This window comes from Hymenobacter sp. J193, assembly GCF_024700075.1.
GTDB lineage: Bacteria > Bacteroidota > Bacteroidia > Cytophagales > Hymenobacteraceae > Hymenobacter.
In genome coordinates, this window is the sequence record NZ_JAJONE010000004.1 from 171,213 (window position 1) to 193,046 (window position 21,834).

At 61.9% G+C, this 21,834-nt stretch carries 25 protein-coding genes; 13 read left to right on the forward strand and 12 right to left on the reverse strand.

Translation table 11 applies throughout. The annotated features are described in order from the left end of the window. Positions 1 to 10 precede the first annotated feature (10 nt). The 9 genes from LRS06_RS23340 to LRS06_RS23380 all read right to left on the reverse strand — a co-directional run bounded on the left by LRS06_RS23340 (position 11) and on the right by LRS06_RS23380 (position 6,887). The gene (locus tag LRS06_RS23340) at positions 11 to 523 is read right to left on the reverse strand and encodes a nuclear transport factor 2 family protein (RefSeq protein ID WP_257873663.1); all 513 of its coding nucleotides are present in this window, start codon (positions 521 to 523) and stop codon (positions 11 to 13) included. A gap of 34 nt (positions 524 to 557) precedes the next feature. Beyond that, complete coding sequence (locus tag LRS06_RS23345) at positions 558 to 1,703, reverse strand: efflux RND transporter periplasmic adaptor subunit (protein ID WP_257873664.1); 1,146 nt, start codon at positions 1,701 to 1,703, stop codon at positions 558 to 560. 12 nt (positions 1,704 to 1,715) lie between these two features. Then, entirely contained in the window at positions 1,716 to 2,345 is a 630-nt protein-coding gene (locus LRS06_RS23350) for a hypothetical protein (protein ID WP_257873665.1), read from the reverse strand. 12 nt (positions 2,346 to 2,357) lie between these two features. Then, positions 2,358 to 3,605 carry a TolC family protein gene (locus LRS06_RS23355; RefSeq protein ID WP_257873666.1) on the reverse strand — a complete coding sequence of 416 codons (1,248 nt, stop codon included), beginning with the start codon at positions 3,603 to 3,605 and terminating at the stop codon, positions 2,358 to 2,360. 104 nt (positions 3,606 to 3,709) lie between these two features. Next, on the reverse strand, positions 3,710 to 4,267 hold the full coding sequence (locus LRS06_RS23360; protein WP_257873667.1) for a heavy metal-binding domain-containing protein: 558 nt from the start codon (positions 4,265 to 4,267) through the stop codon (positions 3,710 to 3,712). A gap of 89 nt (positions 4,268 to 4,356) precedes the next feature. Next, a complete protein-coding gene (locus LRS06_RS23365; RefSeq protein ID WP_257873668.1) occupies positions 4,357 to 5,067 on the reverse strand; it encodes a DUF305 domain-containing protein in 711 nt (236 codons plus the stop codon). A 61-nt stretch (positions 5,068 to 5,128) separates the two neighbouring features. Continuing rightward, positions 5,129 to 6,076, reverse strand: a complete 948-nt coding sequence (locus tag LRS06_RS23370; protein ID WP_257873669.1) for a heavy metal-binding domain-containing protein — start codon at positions 6,074 to 6,076, stop codon at positions 5,129 to 5,131. A gap of 67 nt (positions 6,077 to 6,143) precedes the next feature. Continuing rightward, on the reverse strand, positions 6,144 to 6,275 hold the full coding sequence (locus tag LRS06_RS23375; RefSeq protein ID WP_257873670.1) for a hypothetical protein: 132 nt from the start codon (positions 6,273 to 6,275) through the stop codon (positions 6,144 to 6,146). A 129-nt stretch (positions 6,276 to 6,404) separates the two neighbouring features. Next, positions 6,405 to 6,887 (reverse strand): hypothetical protein, encoded by a 483-nt coding sequence (locus LRS06_RS23380; RefSeq protein WP_257873710.1) that lies wholly within the window; start codon positions 6,885 to 6,887, stop codon positions 6,405 to 6,407. A 378-nt stretch (positions 6,888 to 7,265) separates the two neighbouring features. Between LRS06_RS23380 and LRS06_RS23385 the strand changes: the two genes are divergently transcribed. From LRS06_RS23385 to LRS06_RS23425, 9 genes are all read left to right on the forward strand, one after another. Next, positions 7,266 to 9,539, forward strand: a complete 2,274-nt coding sequence (locus tag LRS06_RS23385) for a cation-translocating P-type ATPase (RefSeq protein ID WP_257873672.1) — start codon at positions 7,266 to 7,268, stop codon at positions 9,537 to 9,539. A 4-nt stretch (positions 9,540 to 9,543) separates the two neighbouring features. Further along, positions 9,544 to 9,741: a hypothetical protein gene (locus LRS06_RS23390; RefSeq protein ID WP_257873711.1), complete on the forward strand. Its 198-nt coding sequence runs from the start codon at positions 9,544 to 9,546 to the stop codon at positions 9,739 to 9,741. After that, positions 9,732 to 9,920, forward strand: a complete 189-nt coding sequence (locus LRS06_RS23395) for a cupredoxin domain-containing protein (protein WP_257873712.1) — start codon at positions 9,732 to 9,734, stop codon at positions 9,918 to 9,920. The genes LRS06_RS23390 and LRS06_RS23395 overlap by 10 nt, the downstream gene beginning before the upstream one ends. A gap of 9 nt (positions 9,921 to 9,929) precedes the next feature. Next, positions 9,930 to 10,553, forward strand: coding sequence for an AraC family transcriptional regulator (locus LRS06_RS23400; RefSeq protein ID WP_257873674.1), 624 nt, complete (start codon positions 9,930 to 9,932; stop codon positions 10,551 to 10,553). A gap of 99 nt (positions 10,554 to 10,652) precedes the next feature. Next, positions 10,653 to 11,267 carry a DUF305 domain-containing protein gene (locus tag LRS06_RS23405; RefSeq protein WP_257873675.1) on the forward strand — a complete coding sequence of 205 codons (615 nt, stop codon included), beginning with the start codon at positions 10,653 to 10,655 and terminating at the stop codon, positions 11,265 to 11,267. Positions 11,268 to 11,694: 427 nt separating this feature from the next. Beyond that, positions 11,695 to 12,159, forward strand: a complete 465-nt coding sequence (locus LRS06_RS23410; protein WP_257873676.1) for a DUF6122 family protein — start codon at positions 11,695 to 11,697, stop codon at positions 12,157 to 12,159. Positions 12,160 to 12,313: 154 nt separating this feature from the next. After that, positions 12,314 to 14,593 carry a TonB-dependent receptor gene (locus LRS06_RS23415; RefSeq protein ID WP_257873677.1) on the forward strand — a complete coding sequence of 760 codons (2,280 nt, stop codon included), beginning with the start codon at positions 12,314 to 12,316 and terminating at the stop codon, positions 14,591 to 14,593. Positions 14,594 to 14,826: 233 nt separating this feature from the next. Continuing rightward, positions 14,827 to 15,336 (forward strand): DUF305 domain-containing protein, encoded by a 510-nt coding sequence (locus LRS06_RS23420; protein WP_257873713.1) that lies wholly within the window; start codon positions 14,827 to 14,829, stop codon positions 15,334 to 15,336. Between the two features lie 76 nt (positions 15,337 to 15,412). Continuing rightward, entirely contained in the window at positions 15,413 to 16,390 is a 978-nt protein-coding gene (locus LRS06_RS23425) for a DUF4396 domain-containing protein (protein ID WP_257873679.1), read from the forward strand. An 85-nt stretch (positions 16,391 to 16,475) separates the two neighbouring features. Here the strand turns inward: LRS06_RS23425 and LRS06_RS23430 are convergent, their stop codons facing one another. After that, on the reverse strand, positions 16,476 to 16,580 hold the full coding sequence (locus LRS06_RS23430; RefSeq protein ID WP_308239931.1) for a heavy metal-binding domain-containing protein: 105 nt from the start codon (positions 16,578 to 16,580) through the stop codon (positions 16,476 to 16,478). A 658-nt stretch (positions 16,581 to 17,238) separates the two neighbouring features. Here LRS06_RS23430 and LRS06_RS23435 point away from each other — a divergent pair. The 4 genes from LRS06_RS23435 to LRS06_RS25675 all read left to right on the forward strand — a co-directional run bounded on the left by LRS06_RS23435 (position 17,239) and on the right by LRS06_RS25675 (position 20,517). Next, the gene (locus LRS06_RS23435; RefSeq protein ID WP_257873681.1) at positions 17,239 to 18,486 is read left to right on the forward strand and encodes a hypothetical protein; all 1,248 of its coding nucleotides are present in this window, start codon (positions 17,239 to 17,241) and stop codon (positions 18,484 to 18,486) included. A gap of 155 nt (positions 18,487 to 18,641) precedes the next feature. Next, positions 18,642 to 19,256, forward strand: a complete 615-nt coding sequence (locus LRS06_RS23440) for a DUF4062 domain-containing protein (protein WP_257873682.1) — start codon at positions 18,642 to 18,644, stop codon at positions 19,254 to 19,256. 6 nt (positions 19,257 to 19,262) lie between these two features. Next, positions 19,263 to 19,988, forward strand: coding sequence for a helix-turn-helix domain-containing protein (locus LRS06_RS23445; RefSeq protein ID WP_257873714.1), 726 nt, complete (start codon positions 19,263 to 19,265; stop codon positions 19,986 to 19,988). Between the two features lie 52 nt (positions 19,989 to 20,040). Beyond that, complete coding sequence (locus LRS06_RS25675; protein WP_374679465.1) at positions 20,041 to 20,517, forward strand: ATP-binding protein; 477 nt, start codon at positions 20,041 to 20,043, stop codon at positions 20,515 to 20,517. Between the two features lie 325 nt (positions 20,518 to 20,842). Here LRS06_RS25675 and LRS06_RS23450 read toward each other — a convergent pair whose 3' ends face one another. Next, entirely contained in the window at positions 20,843 to 21,223 is a 381-nt protein-coding gene (locus LRS06_RS23450; protein ID WP_257873684.1) for a hypothetical protein, read from the reverse strand. A gap of 78 nt (positions 21,224 to 21,301) precedes the next feature. Then, a complete protein-coding gene (locus LRS06_RS23455) occupies positions 21,302 to 21,502 on the reverse strand; it encodes a hypothetical protein (protein ID WP_257873715.1) in 201 nt (66 codons plus the stop codon). Between the last annotated feature and the right edge of the window lie 332 nt (positions 21,503 to 21,834).

Consider the following 21,834-nt stretch of genomic DNA (forward strand, 5'->3'; position numbering starts at 1 on the left):
GCCGGACAGCTTATTTTTTGACGCGGGGGGTGCGCGCCGACGAGTGGGTGCTCATGATTTGCCACTGCCCGGCGGCGTTTTTGCGCAGCACCGAAGTGGCCACCCCGCGGCGCACGATGGGCGCCTTGGCTTCCTTGTCCTGAGGGCCTTTTTTGAGGTTGATGGTGTAGGTGTAGGTTTCCGTCGCAAAAGCGTAGGGACCGTCGACCTGCACGGTGGCTTTGTAGTCGCTGAAGGTGAAGGCACTGAATTCCTTGAGCTCGGGAGCCAGGTGATGCTCGGCGTAGTGCCGGTAGGTGCCTTCCACCCCACCCGACTCGAACACCTGGGAGTTGGCCGTGAACAGGCGGGCCGTGCCAGTAGTGTCGAGCTTTTGCACGGCCTGCTGGTACTTGGTCAGCACCGCTTTCACCGCAGTCTCGTCGGCGGCGGAGCTGGCGGCCGGGGCCGTCTGGGCCCGCGCTGTCGCGGCAGTGAGAGAAAGCGTGGCGGTCAGCGCCGCGAAAGCAAAGAGGTTTTTCATGGGGAGGGAGGAAGCTGCCACCGCGGAGCGGGACTTATTGATTGAGGTAAATGGATTTGAGCTGGTAGGTGCCAGTGGTCACCACCCGGTCGTTTTCGTTGACCTGGCCCTGCACCAGCACCGTTTGCTGGCCGTTCACGGCCCCGGGCTGCACAAAGCGAATCTTAAAGCGCTCGGGCTCGGTGTGCACAAATACCACGGGCTTGCCATTGAGGTCGGTAATGGCCGAGGTAGGCACCACCAGCTGCGGGGTGCCGCCGCCGGTCTGGCCTACCACCTGCACGTTCACGGCCTGGCCGGCGCGGTAGGCGCTGCCTTCCTGAGCGTCAAGCTCCAGCACCAGCTGGCGGGCCTGGTTCACGGGATTGACCACGTTGCTGAACACCACGAGCCGGGCGGGCACACCGGCCTGCCCTTGCAACCCTTCGACTCGAAACCGGGCGCCGGGCGTCACCTTGGCCAAATCCTGGGCAAACACTTGGGCCTCCACGCGTAGCTTGCCGGGGTTGATGACGCGGAACAGCTCGTCGCCCTGGCTCACCTGCTGGCCCACGGCGAGATTAAACACGTCCACCGTGCCGCTCACCGGCGAAGTGATGCTGACGCGGCGCTGGCCGGCCTGCCCGTTCTGGATGCCGGCGTTCTGGCGCGCCTGGCGCAGGCGCAGCTCAGCGGCCACCACGTCCTTGCGGGCGGCGATATCGGCGATGCTTTGCAGGCGGGCGTAGTCCTGCTGGGCGGCGCGCAGCTCGGCCTGGGCGTTGGCCCGCTCGGTGCTCAGCCCGATTTGCTGGGTGGCGTCGAGCGTTTGCTCGATGACGGCCAGCGTCTGCCCGGCCCGTACGGTCTTGCCCACCTGCGCGGCGAGGCTTATGATGCGCCCCGTCTGAGGCACCACTACGCGGCCTTCGCCCCCGGCCGCGGCCGATACCGTGCCGTAGAGCGTGGCCCGGCTGTAGGTAGTGGAGAATGCGGCCAGGTTGGTGCGCACTTCGAATAGAAACTGGCTTTCCTTGGGCAGCAGCACCTCGTCGGTCGAGGCCACGCCGGTGCTGGCCTTAGCCTCGCCGCCGTGGTCCTCGCCGCCGTGCGCCCGCACCAGGCCCGGGGGAGGGAGTAGTACCGTCAGGACCAGTCCCGCGGCGGCCGTGGCCGCCAGGAATTTATGCTTGGTTTTCATATCGGGGGAGCATTAAGGGAAGGGGGTGCGGCGGCTGGCGGTCAACGCCTGCTCCGAGGTTTGCAGCACAGGCTCCGGGGCTTGGCGGCGGCGCCGCATAAGCAGGGCCGTCAGGCCGATGCCGAGTGCAAAGGCGCCGACCAGGGCCAGAATGGTTTTCCAGGACGAGAACAGCGACGTGGCCGCAGCAGGGGCCGCGGCCGCTACGGGCAGCTTCTCCCCTACCTTGATGCCTTCAAGTAGCAGCAAATCAGCCGTCTCGCCGGCCACGACGTTGAGGGCAAAGCTGTAGGCCTTGTTGGCGGGAAACTGGCCTTCCACGAGGTACACGCCCGGCTCCTGCTCGGTCACCGCCCACTTCAGGGTGGCGTCTTCCGGGGTGGTGAGGGTGAGCTTAGCCCCTTTGATGGGGGCGTTGCTGGCGTAGTCGGAAAGGAACAAACGCAGGTCGGCGGGCTTTCCCCCTTCCAGAGGCTCGTAGCGCAGCAGCGCCTCGAACTGTTCCGAAAGCGCGGCCACCGAAAACGACGTCGCGCCGGCCGCGGTGCCCGCTTTGGGCCCGTCGCCGTGGTCTTCGCCCCCGTGGGCATAGGCCGTGCCGCTTAGCAGCAGGCCCAGCAGCAAAATCAGGAGTTGTTTCATGATGGTTGACGGTTATTCGCCCCGCAGGTAGTTAAGCTCGACCAAAGCCTGGCGGTAGTCGCGGATGGTGGTCAGGTAGGTGTTCTGGATGGCAAAGGCCTGGTTCAAACTCATAATGAGCTGCAGGTAACTGACTTCCCCGGCCCGGAACAGGCGCTGGGACTGGCTGATAATAGCCCGCGACTGGGGCAGCCCGGTCTGCTCGTAGTAGCCCAGCGAGGCCGAGAACTTGCGCGTATCGGCCAGCGCCTGCTGATACTGACTACTGAGCTCCAGGCGCTGGGCCTGCAGCTGGTAGCTGGCGGCCTGGGAGCGGGCGGTGGCCGCCTGCAGCTGGGAGCGGTAGGTCCAGAACCAGATGGGCACCGAGACACCGAACTGGAAACGGTACTTCAGCGCCGAGTTCTCAAAGGCCTGGTTCTGATAGCCCACCGTCAACGCGGGGGTGCGGCGAGCGCGCACCAAGCTGATGCCCGACTGGCTCAGGGCCACGTTCTGGGTGGCGGCGGCCAGCGTGGGGCTGCGCACCAGGGCTGTGCTGTCTTCGGCCGGCAGGCCCGCGAGCAAAGCCGTGCCCGTTTGGGCCAGCTCCGTGCCGGTGCGGCCCAGGTCGGTGCTGGTGGCCAGCGCCTCGTTGGGCCGGCCCATCAATAGGCCCAGGCGGCGCTGGGCGGCCTGCCGGTCGGCGGTGGCCTGCTGCAGCTGCACGGTCACTTGCCGGGCTTCGGCGTCGGTGCTGATGCGCTGCAGCGAGGTGACTTCGCCGGCCGTGAACAGGCGCTCGGTAGCTACACGCAGCACCCGGAACAGGCTGTCCTGGTAGGTAAGCTGCCGCACCTGCGCTTCCGCGAACTGCAGGGCCAAATACGCCAGGCGGGTGTCGCGCAGCACGCTGGCCCGGCTTACTTCGCGGTTGCGTTCGGCCAGGGTAATGCCCGCTTGCGCCACCTTAGACTGCTGGCGGTAGACGTTGGGCAGGTCGATGGTTTGCACCACGCCCGGGGCCCACATCTCGCCCGTGGGGGCTGAGAACAGAAAGTCCGGGTTGGCCGGCGCAAACGAGCCGCGCTTGAGGGCCCGTTGCTCCTCGATTTCGCGGTCGGATTGCCGCAGCCGCGGGTGCCGGCGCAGGGTCTGGGCTTCGGCGCTGTCCAGCCCGATAACGGTTTGCGCGCGCACCCCGGCCGGGCCCAGCCCCAGGAGTACCAGGGTCAGCAGCAGCAGTCGGTTCGCCGCACGTTTCATTTTCAAGTACTTCATAGAATCAGGTTAACGCCAGTCATAGGGCCGCCCACCGTTGCAGCAGCAGACGGCCCAAGACGGAGAAAGGCCCGGACGCACTGCGCCCGAAAAACAGGCTCCGCCTAGGCTTTTTTGACCAGGGCCATGCCGCACTTGGGGCAGCTGCCGGGCTTGTCGCTGGCACTGCCCTCGCAGTTCATGGGGCAGGTGTAGGCAGCTGTCACCGACTTGCCGGCCTTGGCGGCCGTGTCCAGCTTGTCAAAGCGCACGTTCAGGGCCTCGCTGCCGTTTTTCAGGCTCACGATGGCGGTGCGGGCTTTGGTGCCGGCGGGCAGCTTGGCCACCACGTAGTCGGTGCCGCCGGCCGTGAGCGGCACGGTCGTCGTCTTGTTGTCGGTGGTCTGCACCATCACCGAGCCCGTCAGGGTCTTGTTCGGCACGGCGGCCATCTTGTCGCCCAGCAGGTAGATGCGCAGCTCGGTGGGCTGCTGCACGAGCTCCATGTGGTAGGGTTTGGCCGAACGCACCATGCCGCCGTGCGGCGAGGCATGGGCGTGGGTTTCGCCGGGGGCGATGTGCTTGTCCGCGGCGCCCGCGCCGTGGGCGTGCTGGGCCTGCGAGGCCAGGGGAGCGAGGGCAAAAAGCGCGGCGGCAACGAATGAAATCTTTACAATCTTCATGGGAAACGGGATAACCGGTATGGTGGGAAGGGGTGAGAATGGGAGCAGGTCGCGTCCGCCAACCGGCGGCGCCACCTGCCTCCCGGGAATTACATCTTGTCGGTGTTCTTGTCGTGCCAGGCCTTGAAATCGGCGATTTCCTTCTCCTGGGCAGTAATCATCATCTGCGCCATTTCCTTGAGCTTGGTGTCCTTGCCGTGGGCCAGCTCGGCCTTGGCCATGTCCACGGCGCTCTGGTGGTGCACCGTCATCAGCATGTTGAAGTTCATGTCCGGGTTGGCCACGGGCTTGGGCATGTTTTGCATCATGCCGTCCATCGAGGCCTTCATCTTGCTGGTGAAGGGGTCGGCCGGGTCGTTGGGCTGGTAGTTGGTGGGGGCGCTGTCCAGGCGGGTGGCCACGGCTTCGAGCTCGGTGATTTCCTTGAGCTGGTCGGCTTTGATTTTCTCGGCCATCTGGCGCATGGTGGCGTCCTTGCCGTCGCGCAGCTCGATGTCGGCCATGGCCACGGCGCCCTTGTGGTGCTCCAGCATGTGGTGGGCAAAGTCGTGGTCGGTGTTGCCCTTGGGCTTGCTGGCCTCCATCTTCTGCATCATCTCATTCATCGAGGCCATCAGGGGCGATTCGCCGGCCGCGGCCCCAGCCGAGTGGTCCATGCCGGCCATGTCACCGGAGGCGCCTTCCGTGGTGGTGGTCTCGCTGGTCGTGGCCGTCGAATCGGCGGCTTTGTCGCTGCTGCAGCTGGCTACCAGCAGGGAGCCCGAGCAGAGGGCGGCGAGGAAAAAAGCGGACTTTTTCATGGGTTTGGTTGGGTTAGTGGAAAAATGAAATGGGAAGCAGGGACGGGGCTACGCCTTCGCGTTAAGCCTTCACGTTGATGGTGAAGTCGCCGGTGTGAATCTTGCCGGCGTGGTTGAACTGCAGGAATACGCGGTACAGGCCGGGCTTTTCGAAGTTGGTGTTGAAGCCGATGTTGGGACCTTTGTCGGCCTGGTCGTTGGGGTGCACGTGCAGGTACTGCTCGGTGTCCTCGCTGATGACCACCACGTGACCTAGGGCACCGAGGTAGTTGGCCAGGTCGGTCACCGGCTGGCCATCCTTGCTGATGTTGATTTTCATGCCCAGCAGCTGGCCCACTTTCAGGTCCTTGTCGAAGGAAAGGGTGGCCTTATAGCCGTCCTTGTCCCACTGCATGTCGTCGTTTTTGAACTTCACCGGGGCATAGGCCGCGCCTTTTACCGTGAGCGGCTGGCGGCCCAGCTGGTGGCCGGAGCCCGTGGGCGTGTAGTCCTGGAACAGCACGTACTCGCCGCCCTTGGGGAAGGTGTACTGCACCTTGTAGTCGCCGGCCGCGGTGTACTCGGGGTGTTCGTGGTAGAACTGGCCGAGGTCTTTGCTGACGATGATGAGGTGAATTTTCTTCTCGTGCACCACGTCCAGGGGCACGGGTGCGGAGCCCTTACCCGTTTCCACCGGCGTAAAGGCCAGCGTGGTGGGCTGCCCGGCGGTGACCTGCGTGGGGGTGGGCACCATTTTCATCTCATAGGTTTTGCCGTTGGCCACCTTGTCGTTGTGCTCCAGGTTCATGCCGCACTTGGGGCACTTGTCGCCTTCCTTGGTGCTGGTGACCTCGGGGTGCATGGGGCAGGCGTAGGTGTGGCCCCCGCCGTGCTCGGCGGTGCCTTCGGCCGGGCCGTTGGTGGGCGTGGTGACGGTGTCGGTGGTTTTGCTGGACTCGGTTTCGGACGAGCAGCTAGTGGCAGTGAGCAGGCCGGCCAGGGCCAGCAGGGAAAGCGGGATGCGGTACATAAAAGGGGAATGGGGTTGAACAGATTGGGGGCTACACTGGGTAGCGTAGAGTACTGCTACCGGGCAGCTAGGCCTGCCATTGCTGCCAGAGCACAAAGCCCAGCACGGCAGCTACCGCAGCATAGAGCAGGTAGGAAAGCAGGCGACGAACCGGGCCTTTAGGAGCGGGTGCGCCGGCTTCTTCGCAACAACTTTTCATTGTTCGGCGAGGGTAAAACCAGGAAGATGAGGGGGGCGCAACTAGGCGCCGGGCGGACACGACAATGCAAAGGCCCGCCCCGGACATAGCAGAGCTATGCCAGGGCGAGCCTAGTGCGCGTCAAACCAATCAGACCGTCAGGGACTGAATAAAGATTCGGATGTCGGGTATTTTGGGGGGCAGGTGCTCGCGGAGCACCAGAACGACCGAATGCGTGCGGTCCCACTGTCCGGCAGCGGGCCGGAAAGAGAAGTCACTGCTGGCCGGCAGCAGAGCCGGCGCGGACGCGAGCAGCTGCTTTTCGCCGGGCGTGGCGAGCGACTTAAGAATAGCAGCCGAGTTGTCCTTGCAGCAGTCATCCTGGCCCGCGGGCTTGGAATTGTGCTTGGCATGGTCATGCTTGGCTTTCGTGGACTTCTGCTGGACCGGGGCTTTGTCGTGACCGTGGCAGCCGGGATGCGAAGGCTTCTGCGCTGGGGTGAACTTAGCCATCGGCGCCGCCGCCACCGGGTTGATGGTCGCGCAGTAGCACTGGCCCACGAACACGTTGACGAAGACGAGCAGGAAGCTCGTCGCCAGCAAACGGCGGAAAGGGAACAGGCTACGGAACATGAGAGGCGCTAAGCAACCGCAAAAGTAGACTTCTCCACGAAAAGGCGGTACTGCCTATTTACCCCATTTCTAAATAAAGAGTTTCCGGGCCGTTCGCGCGGCAGGCCGCTTAGCCTCTAAAAAGGACCGCAAAGGGCTACCAAGCCGTTTTAAGCGGCGGTTAGGCGAAATGCCCCCAATTGATGACCGCAAAATTATGCAAGCCTTCGGCCGGATTATGTAAATCCATTGCCGGCCCACTACGTGCAAATTATGCAAGTTTCAAGTGGGATTCCGTACCAACCCCGCCGCAGATGCGCCGTTCCTTTGTAAGGAGCTTTCTAGCCTGGGGAACAATGTGTTTCCCGGCCCAATGCAGCATTACAGCTGCTTATTTTTATGGAACCAACAACCAAGACTGAAACCCTCGACATTGAAGGCATGACCTGCGCGTCCTGCGCTTCCTTCGTCGAAAAGTCCTTGACCCGCACGCCCGGGGTGCAGCGGGCCATGGTCAACTTCGCCACCGAAAAAGCCACCATCGACTACCTGCCAACTCAAGCCACCCCGGCTACCCTTAAACAGGCGGTCGTCAATGCTGGCTACGGCGTCACCGAGCGAGCCCCCGATACCTCAGCTGCCGACCGGCAAGCCGAAATCGACCAGCAGAAGGCCCTGGCCTATGTCAAGCTCAAGCGCCGCTTTTGGGTAGCCACGGTGCTGGCCATCGTCATCATGCCGCTGAGCATGCTCATGCTCTGGCCGGCGATGATGGCCCGCGTGAACATGCAGTGGCTGAACTACGGTCTGCTGGTGCTGACCATCCCGGTGCTGCTGTACAGCGGGCGCGAATTCTTTACCTCGGCCTGGAACGGCTTCAAGCACCGGGCCGCCAACATGGATACGCTCATTGCGGTGGGTACCGGCGCCGCTTTCCTCTACAGCCTCGCGGCCACGGTGGTGCCCGGCTGGTTTATGCGCCGGGGCATTATGCCCGAAGTGTATTATGACACCACGGCCACCATCATTGCCCTGATTTTGCTGGGCAAGGTGCTGGAACTGCGCGCCAAAACGCAAACCTCGGCGGCCATCAAGGCCCTGATGGGTTTGCAGGCGAAGACGGCCCGGGTGGTGCGCCCCGACGGCCAGGAAGTGGACGTGCCCATTGAGCAGGTGCAGCTCAACGACCTCATCGTGGTACGTCCCGGCGAGAAAGTGGCGACTGATGGCCTCATCGAGGAAGGTCGCTCCGCGGTGGACGAGGCCATGCTCACGGGCGAAAGCCTGCCGGTGGAAAAGAAAACCGGGGACCCCGTGTTCGGGGCCACGCTTAACAAAACCGGTTCGTTCCGTTTCCGCGTGACCAAAGTGGGGGCCGATACCATGCTTTCCCAGATTGTGAAGCTGGTGGAGGACTCCCAGGGCAGCCGCGCCCCCATTCAGCGCCTGGCCGATAAGGTCAGCGCCATTTTCGTGCCCACGGTGGTGGTCATTGCCATACTCACCTTTGTGCTCTGGTTTGACCTCGCGCCCGTGGAAGCCCGTCTGCCTTTGGCCCTGGTCAACTTTGTGGCCGTGCTCATCATCGCCTGTCCCTGCGCCCTAGGGCTGGCCACGCCCACGGCCATTATGGTCAGCACTGGCAAGGGAGCCGAGCACGGCGTGCTCATCCGCAACGCCGAGGCCTTGGAAAAAGCCCACCAGGTCAACACCGTGCTGCTCGACAAAACCGGCACCATCACCCGCGGCGAACCGGCTGTGACCGACTTTGTGCCGGCCGAGGGCCAGGACGCCGCCCAGCTGCTGCAGGTAGTGGCCGCAGTGGAACGGCAGAGCGAGCACCCGCTGGCCGAAGCCGTGGTGCGCTATGCTGACACCCAGCAGGCCCCTATCATTGCCGCCACCGGTTTCCAGGCCATCGAAGGCAAAGGGGCGCAGGCGTCCGTTAATGGGCAGGCGGTGCTTATCGGCAATTTCCGCCTGCTCGATGAGGCCGGTATTTCGCTTTCATCCGCGGTGCGCCGGCAAGCCGACGAGCTGCTGGGCCAGGCCAAGACCGTGCTCTACGTGGCCATGAACCAGCAGGCCGTGGGCCTCATCGGCGTGGCCGACACCGTGCGCGAAACGTCGGCGGCGGCCATCAAACGGCTGCAGGGCATGGGCATCGAAGTGGTGATGATGACCGGCGACAATCCCCAAACCGCGGCGCAGGTGGCCGGGCAGGTGGGCATCAAGCGCTACTTCGCCGAGGTGCTGCCCGCCGATAAAGCGGGCAAGGTGAAGGAGCTGCAGGCCGAGGGCCGCATCGTGGCCATGGTGGGCGACGGCATCAACGACGCCCCGGCCCTGGCCCAGGCCGACATCGGGCTGGCCATGGGCGGCGGCACCGACGTGGCCATGGAAGCAGCCGGCATCACGCTCATGCGTTCGGATTTACAGGGCGTGGTCACGGCCATTGAGCTCTCGCGCCAGACCATCCGCACCATCAAGCAAAACCTGTTTTTCGCCTTTATCTACAACACGCTGGGTATTCCCATCGCAGCGGGTTTGCTCTACCCCTTCTTCGGACTGCTTCTCTCGCCCATGCTCGCGGCCGGCGCCATGGCCCTGAGCTCGGTGTCGGTGCTCACCAACTCGCTGCGGCTGCGCAGCTTCTCCCCTGCTAAAAACTGAGGTTATGGATACCACTGAAATCATCGTGACCCTGACCGGGCTGGCCCTGTCGGCTTTTGTCATCTGGTACTTCTTCTTTTCCGCCCGCCAGACGGCCAGCGCCGTTTCCACCGCCAGCGGGGTGCAGGAAGTGGACATCACTGTCAAAGGGGCTACTCGCCCGACGTCATCGAGGTGGAGCGGGGCAAGCCCGTGCAGCTGAGCTTTTACCGCGACGAGGAAAACTCCTGCTCCGAGGAGCTGCTCATGCCCGACTTCAGCATCCGCCGCGACCTGCCCGCCTTTAAAACGACCCTGGTGGAGCTGCTGCCCCAGCAGGCGGGTACCTTTACGTTCACCTGTGGCATGGGCATGCTGCGCGGTAGCTTAGTCGTTAAATAGATGCCGCTCATGAACTCCCAACTCCGCTCCGGCTTCACGCTGCCCGCCCCCGGCACCCACCGGCTGCTGATAAAGAACATGGTGTGCCCCCAGTGCATCCGAGTGGTGAGGGAAGACCTGACGGCCTTGGGCCTGCAAGTACACCGCGTGGTGCTGGGCGAGGCCGACGTGAGTACCGCCGACGGTCAGGACCCGGACCTGGAGCCCGTGCGCACCAGCTTGGAGGCCGCGGGCTTTGCCTTGCTCGAAGACCCGCGGGCCCAGCTGGTGGAGCAAATCAAGACCCTGCTGGTGACGCTCATTCATTATCCCGAGCCGGGCCCGCGCTTGCTGACTTACTCGGATTACCTGGTCCAGCACCTGGGGCGGGATTACCACTACCTCTCCCACCTGTTTTCCTCCGAGGAAGGGTTGACCATCGAGAAATTCATCATCCGCCAGAAGGTGGAGCGGGCCAAGGAGCTCATCGGCTACGGCGAGCTGAGCATTGCCCAGGTGGCCGGCCAGCTGGGCTACAGCTCCCCGGCCCACCTCTCGCGGCAGTTCGGACAGGTGACGGGTTTGACTCCTACCGAATTTCAGCGGTTGGGGCCCGCCAGCCACGCCCGACGCAGCCTGGACGCGCTGCTGTAGCCTCCGAAATTATGCAAGCAAAAAGGCCAACGGTGTAAAAACCGGACAGGTGGCCTGGGCGTTTATAATGCTCACCATCAGACCCCACCGACCGTGAGCATGAACCGCTTATTCCGTTTGCCTATTTACTCCCTGCTTGTGCTTGTTTCCCTGTTTTCGGCCTGTAAAATGGACCACGACATGGACGATATGAAGCACGACTCTGCGCTGATGAAAATCATGATGGACATGATGACGCAGATGGACGCACAGGCCAAGACCCAGGACCCTGACCACGACTTCGCCGCCCAGATGGTGTTGCACCACGATGCCGCCATCAAGATGAGCGAGGAAGAACTTCGCGCGGGCAGCAACCAGGAGATGAAGACCATCGCCCAGGACGTCATTACCAAGCAGCGCGCCGAAATCACGCAATTCAACACGTTCCTGAGCGGGCACCAGCCCACGCAGCCGCTGGTGCCGCAGTTCAACCAAATCCAGAAAACCAACATGGACCGCATGATGGCCGCGAGCAACGCCCGCGCCATGACCATGCGCACCGACGTGGACTACGCAGCGATGATGATTGACCACCACCAAGCGGCCATCGACAACTCGGAGGCGCTGCTCCAGCACGGCCGCAACGCCACGATGCGTCAGCTGGCGCAGGCCATCATCACCGACCAGCGCCAGGAGATTGCCACGCTGCAAAACTGGCTGACGCGCAACCGTTAATACCGGCTTTGCTCCACGAAAAAGGCAGCTCTTGCGGGGCTGCCTTTTTCATTTCCTGTAAGCAAATGACCGACTAGGTCGTTAGCGGGCTTCTTTCTTGGAAATGTTGACCTTGCTCTGTTTGTCTGTTTTTCGTTACCTCTTTTACTTCTGCCTTGCCGCCAGCCTGCTTTTAACTGGGTGCCGGTCATCCGCCGTGGTTCCTAATTTTCCCGCGACCCCCGGGTATCACCACCCGCGCTTGGCCCAGCGCGTTGACTCGGTCACGGTTATCCCGGCCCCTGCGCGCCCCAGCACCCCGCCGCGACGGACAAAGGTGGCTGTGCAGCCTCCGGTCGTGAGCCCGCAGGTTCCTGTGCCCCGGGTGGAAAGAAAGCCGGCTGGCGAGCTGGGCCAGAGATATGCCAAAGCAGCGCCCGGAGACACTGTGCGCCGCGCTACCCAGCCGACGCCACCACGCGGCCTGCGTCGGCAGTTCCCGACCAAACTTTTCAGCGCCCAGACGCTGGTGCATTACAGCCTGCACTTTCTTTTCCCGGCCGTGCTAGCGCTGGTGTTTTTTCCTGCGATGTGGCAGGCCGCCTACCTGATGATGTTGGCCACGATGCTCATGGACCTGGACCACCTGCTGGCCAAACCCATTTTCGACCCGCTGCGCTGCAGCGTGGGCTATCATCCGCTGCACTCTTTTTACGCCTTCCCGGTGTATGCGCTGCTCCTGCTGCTGCCGGCATTGCACCCCGTCGCCGTGGGCTTGCTTTTCCACCTGTTCACCGATACCGTGGACTGCCTGTGGAACTTCAGCCACTGCAACGAGTGCTACCTCAGCTCCCGGATTTACGCCTTGCGCAACGGGGTGAAAAAGCTACTGGGCCGCAAGGTGGTTGAGTGAGTCAGGATAGCCGCTTGTACAGCGCCTAGGCACTCCTAATAAATACCCTGCAGGAGTTCCCGGAAATTATGCAAGCCATAGTTAAGCTTTTATTATTTGTAATCATTCTAAATAAGCCGAACTTTGTGCCATCGTTACCCTTTAAGGCACTCTGATGACCCGTACTTTTTCCCGCGATACCGCCGTTGCACTTGGCAGTCTGGCGTTGGCTACCCTTGCTTTCCTTCCCACCGCCCACGCCCAGCAGGCGCCGGCTGCAGACTCCACCCGCCGCCAGACCCTGAGCGAAGTAACCGTGACCGGAGTAGGTCCGCACTTTGCGGCCCCCGTGGACGGCACCACGATTACGGCCGGCCGCCGCAACGAGCTCATCAAGCCCCGTGAGGTCAATGCTAATCTGGTGCAGAACAACATGCGCCAGGTGATGGCCCGCGTGCCCGGCCTGATGGTGTGGGAAAACGACGGCTCGGGCCAGCAGATTAACGTGGCCACCCGCGGCCTGAGCCCCAACCGCAGCTGGGAGTTTAACACCCGCCAGAACGGCTACGACATGAGCGCCGACGCCTTTGGCTACCCCGAAGCCTATTACAACCCGCCCATGGAAGCGGTGGAGCGCATCCAGCTGCTGCGCGGCGGCGCCGGCCTGCAATTCGGGCCCCAGTTCGGGGGCTTGCTCAACTACGAGCTCAAGCGCGGGGCCCGCGACAAGAAAGTTGAGATTGAAACCAGCAACACGGCCGGCTCTAACGGCCTGTTCAACTCCTACAACGCCGTGGGCGGCACCGTGGGCAACGTGAACTACTACGCCTATTACCGCCACCGGCAGGGCAACGGCTGGCGTCCCTCCAACCAGTTCACCGTCGACGACTTGCACGGCAACGTGCACGTGGCCCTCACCGAGCGCCTGACCCTAAACGCGGAGCTCACCTACCTGACAAACCGCCTGCAGCAGCCCGGCGGGCTCACCGACGCGCAATTCGCGCAGGACAGCCGCCAGAGCACCCGGGACCGCAACTGGCTCAGCACCCCCTGGCTGATTCCGGCCCTCACCCTGGACTACAAAGCCAGCGAGCGCACCCACATCAACCTGAAGACCTTTGGCCTGGTGGCCGCCCGCAACAGCGTGGGCTTTGTGGCTGGCCTGCCCGCCTTGGACACCGTAAACCGTCGGACCCGGCAGTTTGCCGCCCGTCAGGTGGACCGCGACGACTACCGCAACCTGGGCGCCGAGTTGCGCCTGACCCAGGACCTGGACTTTTTGGGGTACACCCACACGTTGGCCACCGGTTTGCGGGCCTACCGGGCCACCACGCTACGCCGCCAGCGCGGCACGGGCACCACGGGTTCGGACTACGACCTGAGCTTGAGCGGCAACGGGCTTTTTACCAACGAGTTTGATTTCACTACTACCAACGGGGCGGCGTTTGCCGAACTGCTGCTGCACGCCGGCACCCGCCTGAGCATCACGCCGGGCGTTCGCTACGACTACCTGCGCAACACCAGCACCGGCTACCTGGGCCGGGCCGCCAATGGCACCGAAAACCGCTTGCCCGACCAGTCCAGCCAGCGCAACGTGCTCTTGTACGGCCTGGGTACTGAATTCATCGTCTCCCCTACGACCAACCTGTATGCCAACTATTCGCGCGCTTTTCGCCCCGTGCTCTTCGGCGACCTGGTGCCGCCGGCCACGGCCGACGTCATCGACCCCAACCTGAAGGACGCCCGCGGCTACACCGCCGAAGTGGGCTACCGCGGCACCTTCAAGAACTGGCTGCGCTTCGACGTGGGCTACTTCTTCCTCAACTACGAGGACCGCATCGGCACCATCCGCCGGCCCGTACCCGGCGGCACCGCCGGCCAGACCCAGCAGTTCCGCACCAACCTGGGCCGCACCCAAACCCATGGCTTGGAAGCCTACGCCGAATTGGACCTGATTCACTCAATCACCGGCAACTTCAACCTGCCCCACCTCGACCTGTTCGCGGCCCTGAGCCTGCTCGACGCCCGCTACGGGAACCTGCCCGTGACCACGCTCACCGGCACGGGCGTCGGCACCCAGATTGTGGAAAGCAACCTGGACGGCAAGTACGTGGAGAACGCCCCGCGCCAGACCCTGCGCACGGGCCTCACCTTCGCTCACAAAGGTGTGTCGGTGACCGGGCAGTTCAGCCACGTGGGCAAGGTGTACGCTGACGCCAACAACACCGAGGAGCCCACGGCCAATGCCCAGACCGGCGCCATTCCGGCCTACCAGGTGGCCGACTTCTCCGCCACCTGGAAGCTAGGCGCCGAGGGCCGCTACCGCCTCAGCGGCGGCGTCAACAACGTGTTCGACGCGCGCTACTTCACGCGCCGGGCGGGTGGTTACCCCGGCCCGGGCATCCTGCCCGCCGACGGCCGCACGTGGTTCGCGGGCCTGGGCCTCACGCTGTAACCGCGGCGTTTAACTCGGAAATTATGCAAGCCTGGGCGGGATTGTCGCAAATCCACGCCCGGGCTTTGCCGTTTTCAAGGTTAGCTTTTTCATTAACGACCGCTACCCATGAACAAGATATTTCGAATGCCCCTGCTCGCGCTGAGCCTGCTCGGGGCTACCTTTTCCGTTACCAGTTGCGACAAGGACGACGACAACGGTCTGGAGCTCATCGGCCACGACGAGAGCTGTACATGCGCAACATGCACGAGGGCATGGCCATGATGGAGTCCATGCCCAAGACAGGCGACCCCGACAACGACTACTCCACCATGATGATTATGCACCATCAGATAGCCATCAAAAACAGCCAGGAGGAGATTAAAAGTGGGAAAAGTGCCGAGATGAAGGCCATGGCTCAGACGATTATCGACAAGCAGCAGGCCGAAATCGCGCAGTTCAACGCCTTCCTGGCCGGCCACCCGGCGCATGCCCCGGCCGTGCCCGAGTTCAACGCCCTGCAAATGATGAACATGATGCAGATGATGAAGGCCGTGGATTTGCGCCCCCTCACCGGTGACCCGGACTTCGACTTTGCCCAGCTGATGATTGACCACCACCAAGCCGCCATCGAAAACTCGGACGCACTGCTCAAGTTCGGCCGCGACAACGCCACCAAGGTGCTGGCCCAGCAAATTATCACCGACCAGAAGATGGAAATCAGGATGCTGCAGGACTTTCTGCTGGCTAACAAGAAATACTAGGGCTTCCCTCGCTCGTATCCCTAAGCAGCGGACCCTTCGGTTCGCTGCTTTTCTACTAACCCCTGCCCCTATGGAAATGCACACTACCCCCTGGGCACCGGATTGGGCTCTCTGGCTCTGGTTTAGCTTGACGCTGCTCTCGGTGCTCTACGTGGCCTGGGACCTGTTTACCCGCACGCCCGAGATGAAGGTCATGAAGTGGGGCTGGGTCCTGGTCACGCTCTACACCGGCCCGGTGGGCCTGCTTATCTACTGGTTCTCCTGCCGCGAGCCCGCGCCGGGCACCCACGAGGCTTTTATAGCGCCGCTGTGGAAGCAGGCCGTGGGCTCCACCATTCACTGCGCGGCGGGCGACGCGACGGGCATCATCGTGGCCGCCGCCATCACCGGCTACTTTGGGCTGAGCATGGGCGTGGACATCTGGATAGAGTACGCTGCCGGCTTTGTCTTCGGCCTGTTCATCTTTCAAGCTCTGTTCATGAAGGACATGATGGGCCTGAGCTACGGGGAGGCCCTACGCCAATCCTTTCTGCCGGAGTGGATATCCATGAACGCTATGATGGCCGGCATGCTGCCCACCATGGTGATTCTGATGACCCGCGACATGCGGGCCATGGAAGCCACCTCGCCCTGGTTCTGGGCGGCCATGTCGGCCGCGACGCTGGTGGGCGTGGTGGTCTCCTACCCCGTCAACTACTGGCTAGTTAAAAACCAGCTCAAGCACGGCATGGGCACCGAGCGCGCGTTGGGCAAAGGCGGCGCGGCACAGGAAGAAGTCAGCGCTTCGGCGCATGCCGGCCATTCTATGGGTGGCATGTCGCACGCCGTGTCCCCAGCAGCGGCGCACGCCGGGCACGCCATGGCCGCGATGCCCATGAACATGGAAGGCGGAGCCCAGGTGTCGGGCTTGCGCAAAGCAGTGGTTACCTTGATAACGCTGGTGATGCTCGCCCTCGGCTACTGGCTGGCGGCCCGCTACGGCGACCTGTCCATGCGGCCCGGCGAGCCGATGGAGGCCATGCCTGGCATGGACATACCGGGCCACCGAATGTAAATAGCCAGCGCGGCCCCAAACAAGTCATGGGGCTGCGCTGGCTAAATCAGAAGGCAGGCGGTGGCCTGCGGCGGTTAAAAAGCTTTTAGGCTTTTTTGACCAGGGCCATGCCGCACTTGGGGCAGCTGCCGGGCTTGTCGCTGGCGCTGCCTTCGCACTTCATTGGGCATTCGTAAGCAGTACCGGCCATTTTGCCGGCTTTGGCGGCCGCGTCCAGCTTTTTCAAACCGGGCGCTGAGCGAGCTGCCGTTGGCTTTCACACTCACGATGGCCGTACGCAGCATCGAGCCGGCGGGCAGGGCGGCCACCAAATGGTCACCGGTGGGCGTAAGCTTGACCGTGCTGGTTTTGCCCGTCGTGCTGAGCAGCATGACGGAGCCGGTAGTGCGGTCAACGGCCAGGGAGTTCTCCTTGCCGTCAAGCAGGTACACGTGCACCTCGTTGACGTGCTGCACCAATTCGATGTGGTACTTGCCCGCGGTGCGCACCGTGCCCCCGTGGGGAGATTTGTGAGCATGGGTTTCGCCGGCGGCCTTGTGACCGTGGGCGGCGGCGCCGGGCTTGTGGCTGTGCTGAGCCGAAAGAGAAAGCGGGGCGGCCAACATTGTAGCGGCCAGCAGGAAGTGCGAAATTTTCATGAGGGAAAGTTGGGATGGTGCGACCAGTGGACCATGGTGGGAATACCGTCGGCAATGGTTGCTCGGGTGGGCAGTTATCATCATTTGTGCCAGTTTCATCGGAGACAAATAACCGAGCCGACTGGAGGAGGAATGAGGCGCCTGATTTGAGTTGACCGCGATTGCGCGCTTCTGTGCATCTTAGCTGCTTTATTGGCCTTACGCTTCTTTATGTCCGCCGCTCTACCGCCCCTTATCCAGCAATACAAGGCCGATTCCGAGTCCGTTTACAACACCTGGTTTATCAACAACGAGGAGCGCTTGAAGGCCTTTCGCTCCATCCGGCGCGGCGTGCAGCAGGTGGTCAAGGACATCAAGGCCGGTAGCTTCGGCAACGACTTCAAGGGCACCTCGCTTGAATTCGTGCTCAGCGTCATCAGCGAGCAGAAGCAGGTGTTTCAGGGCGCGGCCCACCCCTTCTACTGGAAGCCCAAGCTGCGCATCCCCGACATCTACGAGCACGAGGACAACAAGCGCGCCTTCGGGCAATTTCTGGAAAGCTGCCTCGCGGCCACTACTGAGCAGCAATTGCTCAAGGAAATCGAGATTCTCGACCGCCGCAAAATCAAGGGGCTGGGGCCAGCCGTGGCCAGCATCCTGTATTTTCTGCACCCGACCTTGATGCCGCCCTGCAACACGGCCATCGTCAACGGCTTCAACGCCTTGTTCGGAGAGAAAATCAAGCTCGGCTCCTGGTCCGAGTACCTGCGCATGCGCGACCGATTGCGCGACCTCAACCAGGAACACCGCCAGCACCTGAGCCTCGACTACGGCGCGCTGAGCGGCCTGCTCTTCGATGTGGGCGTGAAGAAGATGATTGCCGGCGACCAGCAGTTCACCACCGACGAGGACCGCGACAAGTACCAGCAGCAGGCCCAAAAGCGCCACAAAGAGGTGCAGTCCGAAGCCCAGGAGGAAAACCAGCACACCGAGATGCAGCACCACCTGCTGCGCATCGGCAAAGCGCTGGGCTGCGATGTGACGACGGCCATCAACGACCGCAACCGCCTCTGCGGCGGGCAGAAGCTCTCGTTTCTTTGCCTCGACCAGCATCCCGAGCTGCCGGTGCCCGCCGACGTGGCCAGCACCATCCGCCTGATTGACATCGTGTGGTTTGCGCCCGGCACCAACCGGGTGGTGGCCGCCTTCGAGGTGGAAAAGAGCACCAGCATCTACTCGGGCATTCTGCGCCTAACGGACCTGGCGTTTTCCATGCCTGAGAATGAAACGGCCCTATATCTGGTGGTGCCCGACGCCCGCGAGAAGGAAGTACAGGCCCAGCTGTCGCGGCCGGCCATCCGCGCCGCCGGCGCGACCATCCACTACATCCTGTTCTCGGAGCTACGCCAGCATTGCGAGGCGCTGTGCAAGTTCGGCGACTCACCGGCCGCGATGCGCAAGATTGCGAAGGGCGTTTAAAAGCCGAATCAGCCTTTCAGCCACCCAATCCGCTTGACTAGAATAGCTACGTACTAGTCAACTCCACTAAAAACATACGGGTTTAAGTGCTTCCGGAAGCTTCCGGAAGCTTCCGGAAGCACTTAATTTCCTCAAACTGGTTAGTTTTACACCTCATGGCAAAGGCAGCACGACTAAATGTGATGGTGAGTTCATCGGTTTATGGAAACCAGAACTTGCTGGACCGCATTTATGCTACGCTAAGCGTGAGCTATAACGTGTGGATGTCGCACGAAGGCACTGTGTTTGTCAATTCCAAAGTTGGCAACTTCGCCAACTGCATTGCCGCAGTGGAAGAGTGCGACGTTTTTCTAGGAATTATCACGGGCAATTATGGCAGCGGCCTGGAGAAGAAGGGCGAGCCTAGTATTACGCACCTGGAGATGCGCCGGGCGCTGGAGCTCGAAAAGCAGCGGTGTTGCTTGGTACACGAATCCGTAGTGACAGCCCGGCAATTATTAGCTCCTTTCCGCATGAACCCGGAACAAGGCCCGTTTCGACGAGACGAAAAGGGCGATTTGAAGCTGATAGAATGGCCCCGTGGGAACCGCGTGATAAGCGACCTGCAGGTGCTTGATTTATACGAAGAAATGATGCGCCTTAACCTTCCCATCGCGGAGCGCACCGGCAACTGGGTGCAGACGTATCAAACCGACGAGGATGCGCTGCGCTACATCACGACGGTGTTTGGCGACGTGAAGCGACTGCGTAGGATAGTAAAAGGGGAATAGGTGCTTTTGAAAATAGCCTTGCAGATGACAAACCAGAAAGATACCGGCCCCGCCCTGACTACCCTGACCAGTGACTTGGAGCTGTTGAAGCAGCCCGAAAGCAACACGCTGGAGCGGCTCACCAAATACAACCTGAAGACCATTGGCCAAACGGTTTGTGCTTTCCTCAATGGAGAAGGAGGGCGCATACTGGTGGGTGTGAGCGACACAGGCCAGGTAGTGGGGGTCCCTCAGGCTGAAGAGGCCGTGGAGAGCGTGCAAAAGGAGATTTTCTCCCGGGTGCAGCCACCGGCCACGTGCATGGTTAGCTTGGTAGCCTTCCAAAACCAAAAAGTGCTGCTGCTGGAAATAGCCCCGGGAGCCGACGGGCCCTACACCTACTCTCACACTATTTATGTCCGAGAGGGAGAGTCCACGCGGAAAGCCACGCCCAAAAACGTTATCGAATTGGTTGGGCAACTGGAAAGTGTGCCTCGTTGGGAAGCCCGCCCCTATTTGGGGTGTGAACTATCCGATTTAGACCAAGCAGAATTGGAACGCACGGCAGAGGATGCGAATCGCCGCCGCTATGCCAACTTGCCTCAGGAGCATGAGCGCATGCTGGATGCGCTGTATCTAGTCCGGGGGCGCTTTAACGAATGCCGCGGTGGCGCTCTATGCCAAAGAAGCCGCCCGGTTTCTGCCGCAGACGCGGGTGCGGGCGGTGCACTTTGCGGACGAGAGCAAAGATGAAATATTGGACAATAAGTCATTTGAGGGCCACGTCTTCTCGCTGCTCGACCAAATGAATGCCTTTCTGCAGACAAATCTGTCGATAAAGGCATCGCTGCCAGGAACCACTGATTTTGTGCGGGCAGAAGCCGTAACATTTCCCCCAGAGGCACTGCGCGAAGCATTATTAAATGCCATCGTGCACCGCGACTACTCCCGCAGCGACGGAAGCATTAGCATATCCTTGTTCCCCCGCCACCTGGAAATATGGAACGCCGGAGGACTTCCCGAAGGAGTGACCCTGAAAACGTTGCGAGAAGGGGGGATTTCCAGGCCCCGGAATCCTGACTTGGCCCACGTGCTGCTCTTAAGAGGCTTGATTGAGCGGATGGGCATTGGGGGCGCCGCATTATTGAGGCGTGTCAGAAAGCTGGCTTGCCAGCGCCAAAGTGGGAGGAGAAGGCAGGCGGCATGCTGCTCACCTTCCGCTTGCCGGGGGCAGGCAGCCAACCGCAGAAAGGTGCCCCAACCCGCTCGTCCGCAGAATTAAATCCGAGGGTGTGGGATTTTGTCGCCACGCTAACTGAAGGACAGAAATTTACCGCGCGCGAATACCAGGAAAAAGCCGCAGCGGGGGGTCTCGGAAAGGCAAGCCCGTTTGGACCTTGCGCAGATGATAAAGGCACAAGTTGCTGAGCGCCGCGGCAGTGGCCATAGTACTTATTATGTGCGCACCGAGATTGAGCTTAAGTAAGCTACTTCGAGGTATCGGGCTTAAGGGTGGAATTTGTTGGGTGAACGGCACGCAATGGCATACCCCGACTTTTTTGTTGACAAGATGCCCGACAGGAAATCCCTGCCGGGCGTTTTATTCACTACTCCCCGATAACGTAAACCGGAACCGCCTGAGCTTCGATGCCCCGGCCCGTTTCCTTCTTCACCTCTTTGCCATCCAGCAGGATAGCGCAGGTGATTTCAGAGGCCGCCGTGCCCCCATCGATGCTGGCCAAGATGGTCAGGTTGTCGCCCCGTTTCATGGTGCGCTTAAATTGGTAGCTGGCTGGGAGGGGCGTGTTGTTGAGCGTCGTGTTGCCGCCGCTTTCGTTGGTGTAGCTCAGGTAGTCTGATACCGGAGCATTAGAGGTAATCTTATACTCAACCTGGTATTCTTTCGAGCCAGAAGGCGTAGCATCGTCCTTTGAGCAGCCGGCGGCGAGGGCCGCGCAGCTCAGCAGCAAGTAAGAAAGTCGTTTCATCGGTCAGAAAGGGAGGGTTAGCGGAAGTGATAGCGCAATCCAGCGCTGGCCAAACCCGGCCAGCGGTCAATGAGCGGGTTATTGAAGAGGTAGCCTTTGGTGCCGGTGGCGACCAGGGGGAAGGCGGTTGCCCAGGAAGACATCGGCTTCGAGGCCGGCCTGCGGGCCATAGGTGAAGCGCTGGGGCTCATCCGAGCCGGTAATCAGCTCCCCACTGCCATTTTGGTTGGTCCACTCGTAGCCGGCGCCCGCGCCCAGCAGCAGATGGAAGTAGGCCACCTCCCCGAGGCGGAACAGTTGGGGGAGAGCAGCACGCGGCCCTGGTACACCGAGTATTCCCCGCGTGCCGGCAGGGTGCCGTGTTCGTAGCCCCGCTCAGGCGCAGGGCCAGGCGGTTGGTGAGCATGGGCGTATAGCTCAGCTCGTAGTAGTCGCCCGTTTCAGAGCGGCCGACGTGGGCACCCCAGGAGGCGAGGTGTTTAACGTGGCGCTGCGCGGAGGCCGGCAAGATGCCGACCCCGGCGGTCAAGAGCACCATCAAAGAAGCTTTTTCATCGTGCTAGCGCGGCCGGTTACGGTCCATTTTAATGAGCGCATTCCGGCTTAGGGTC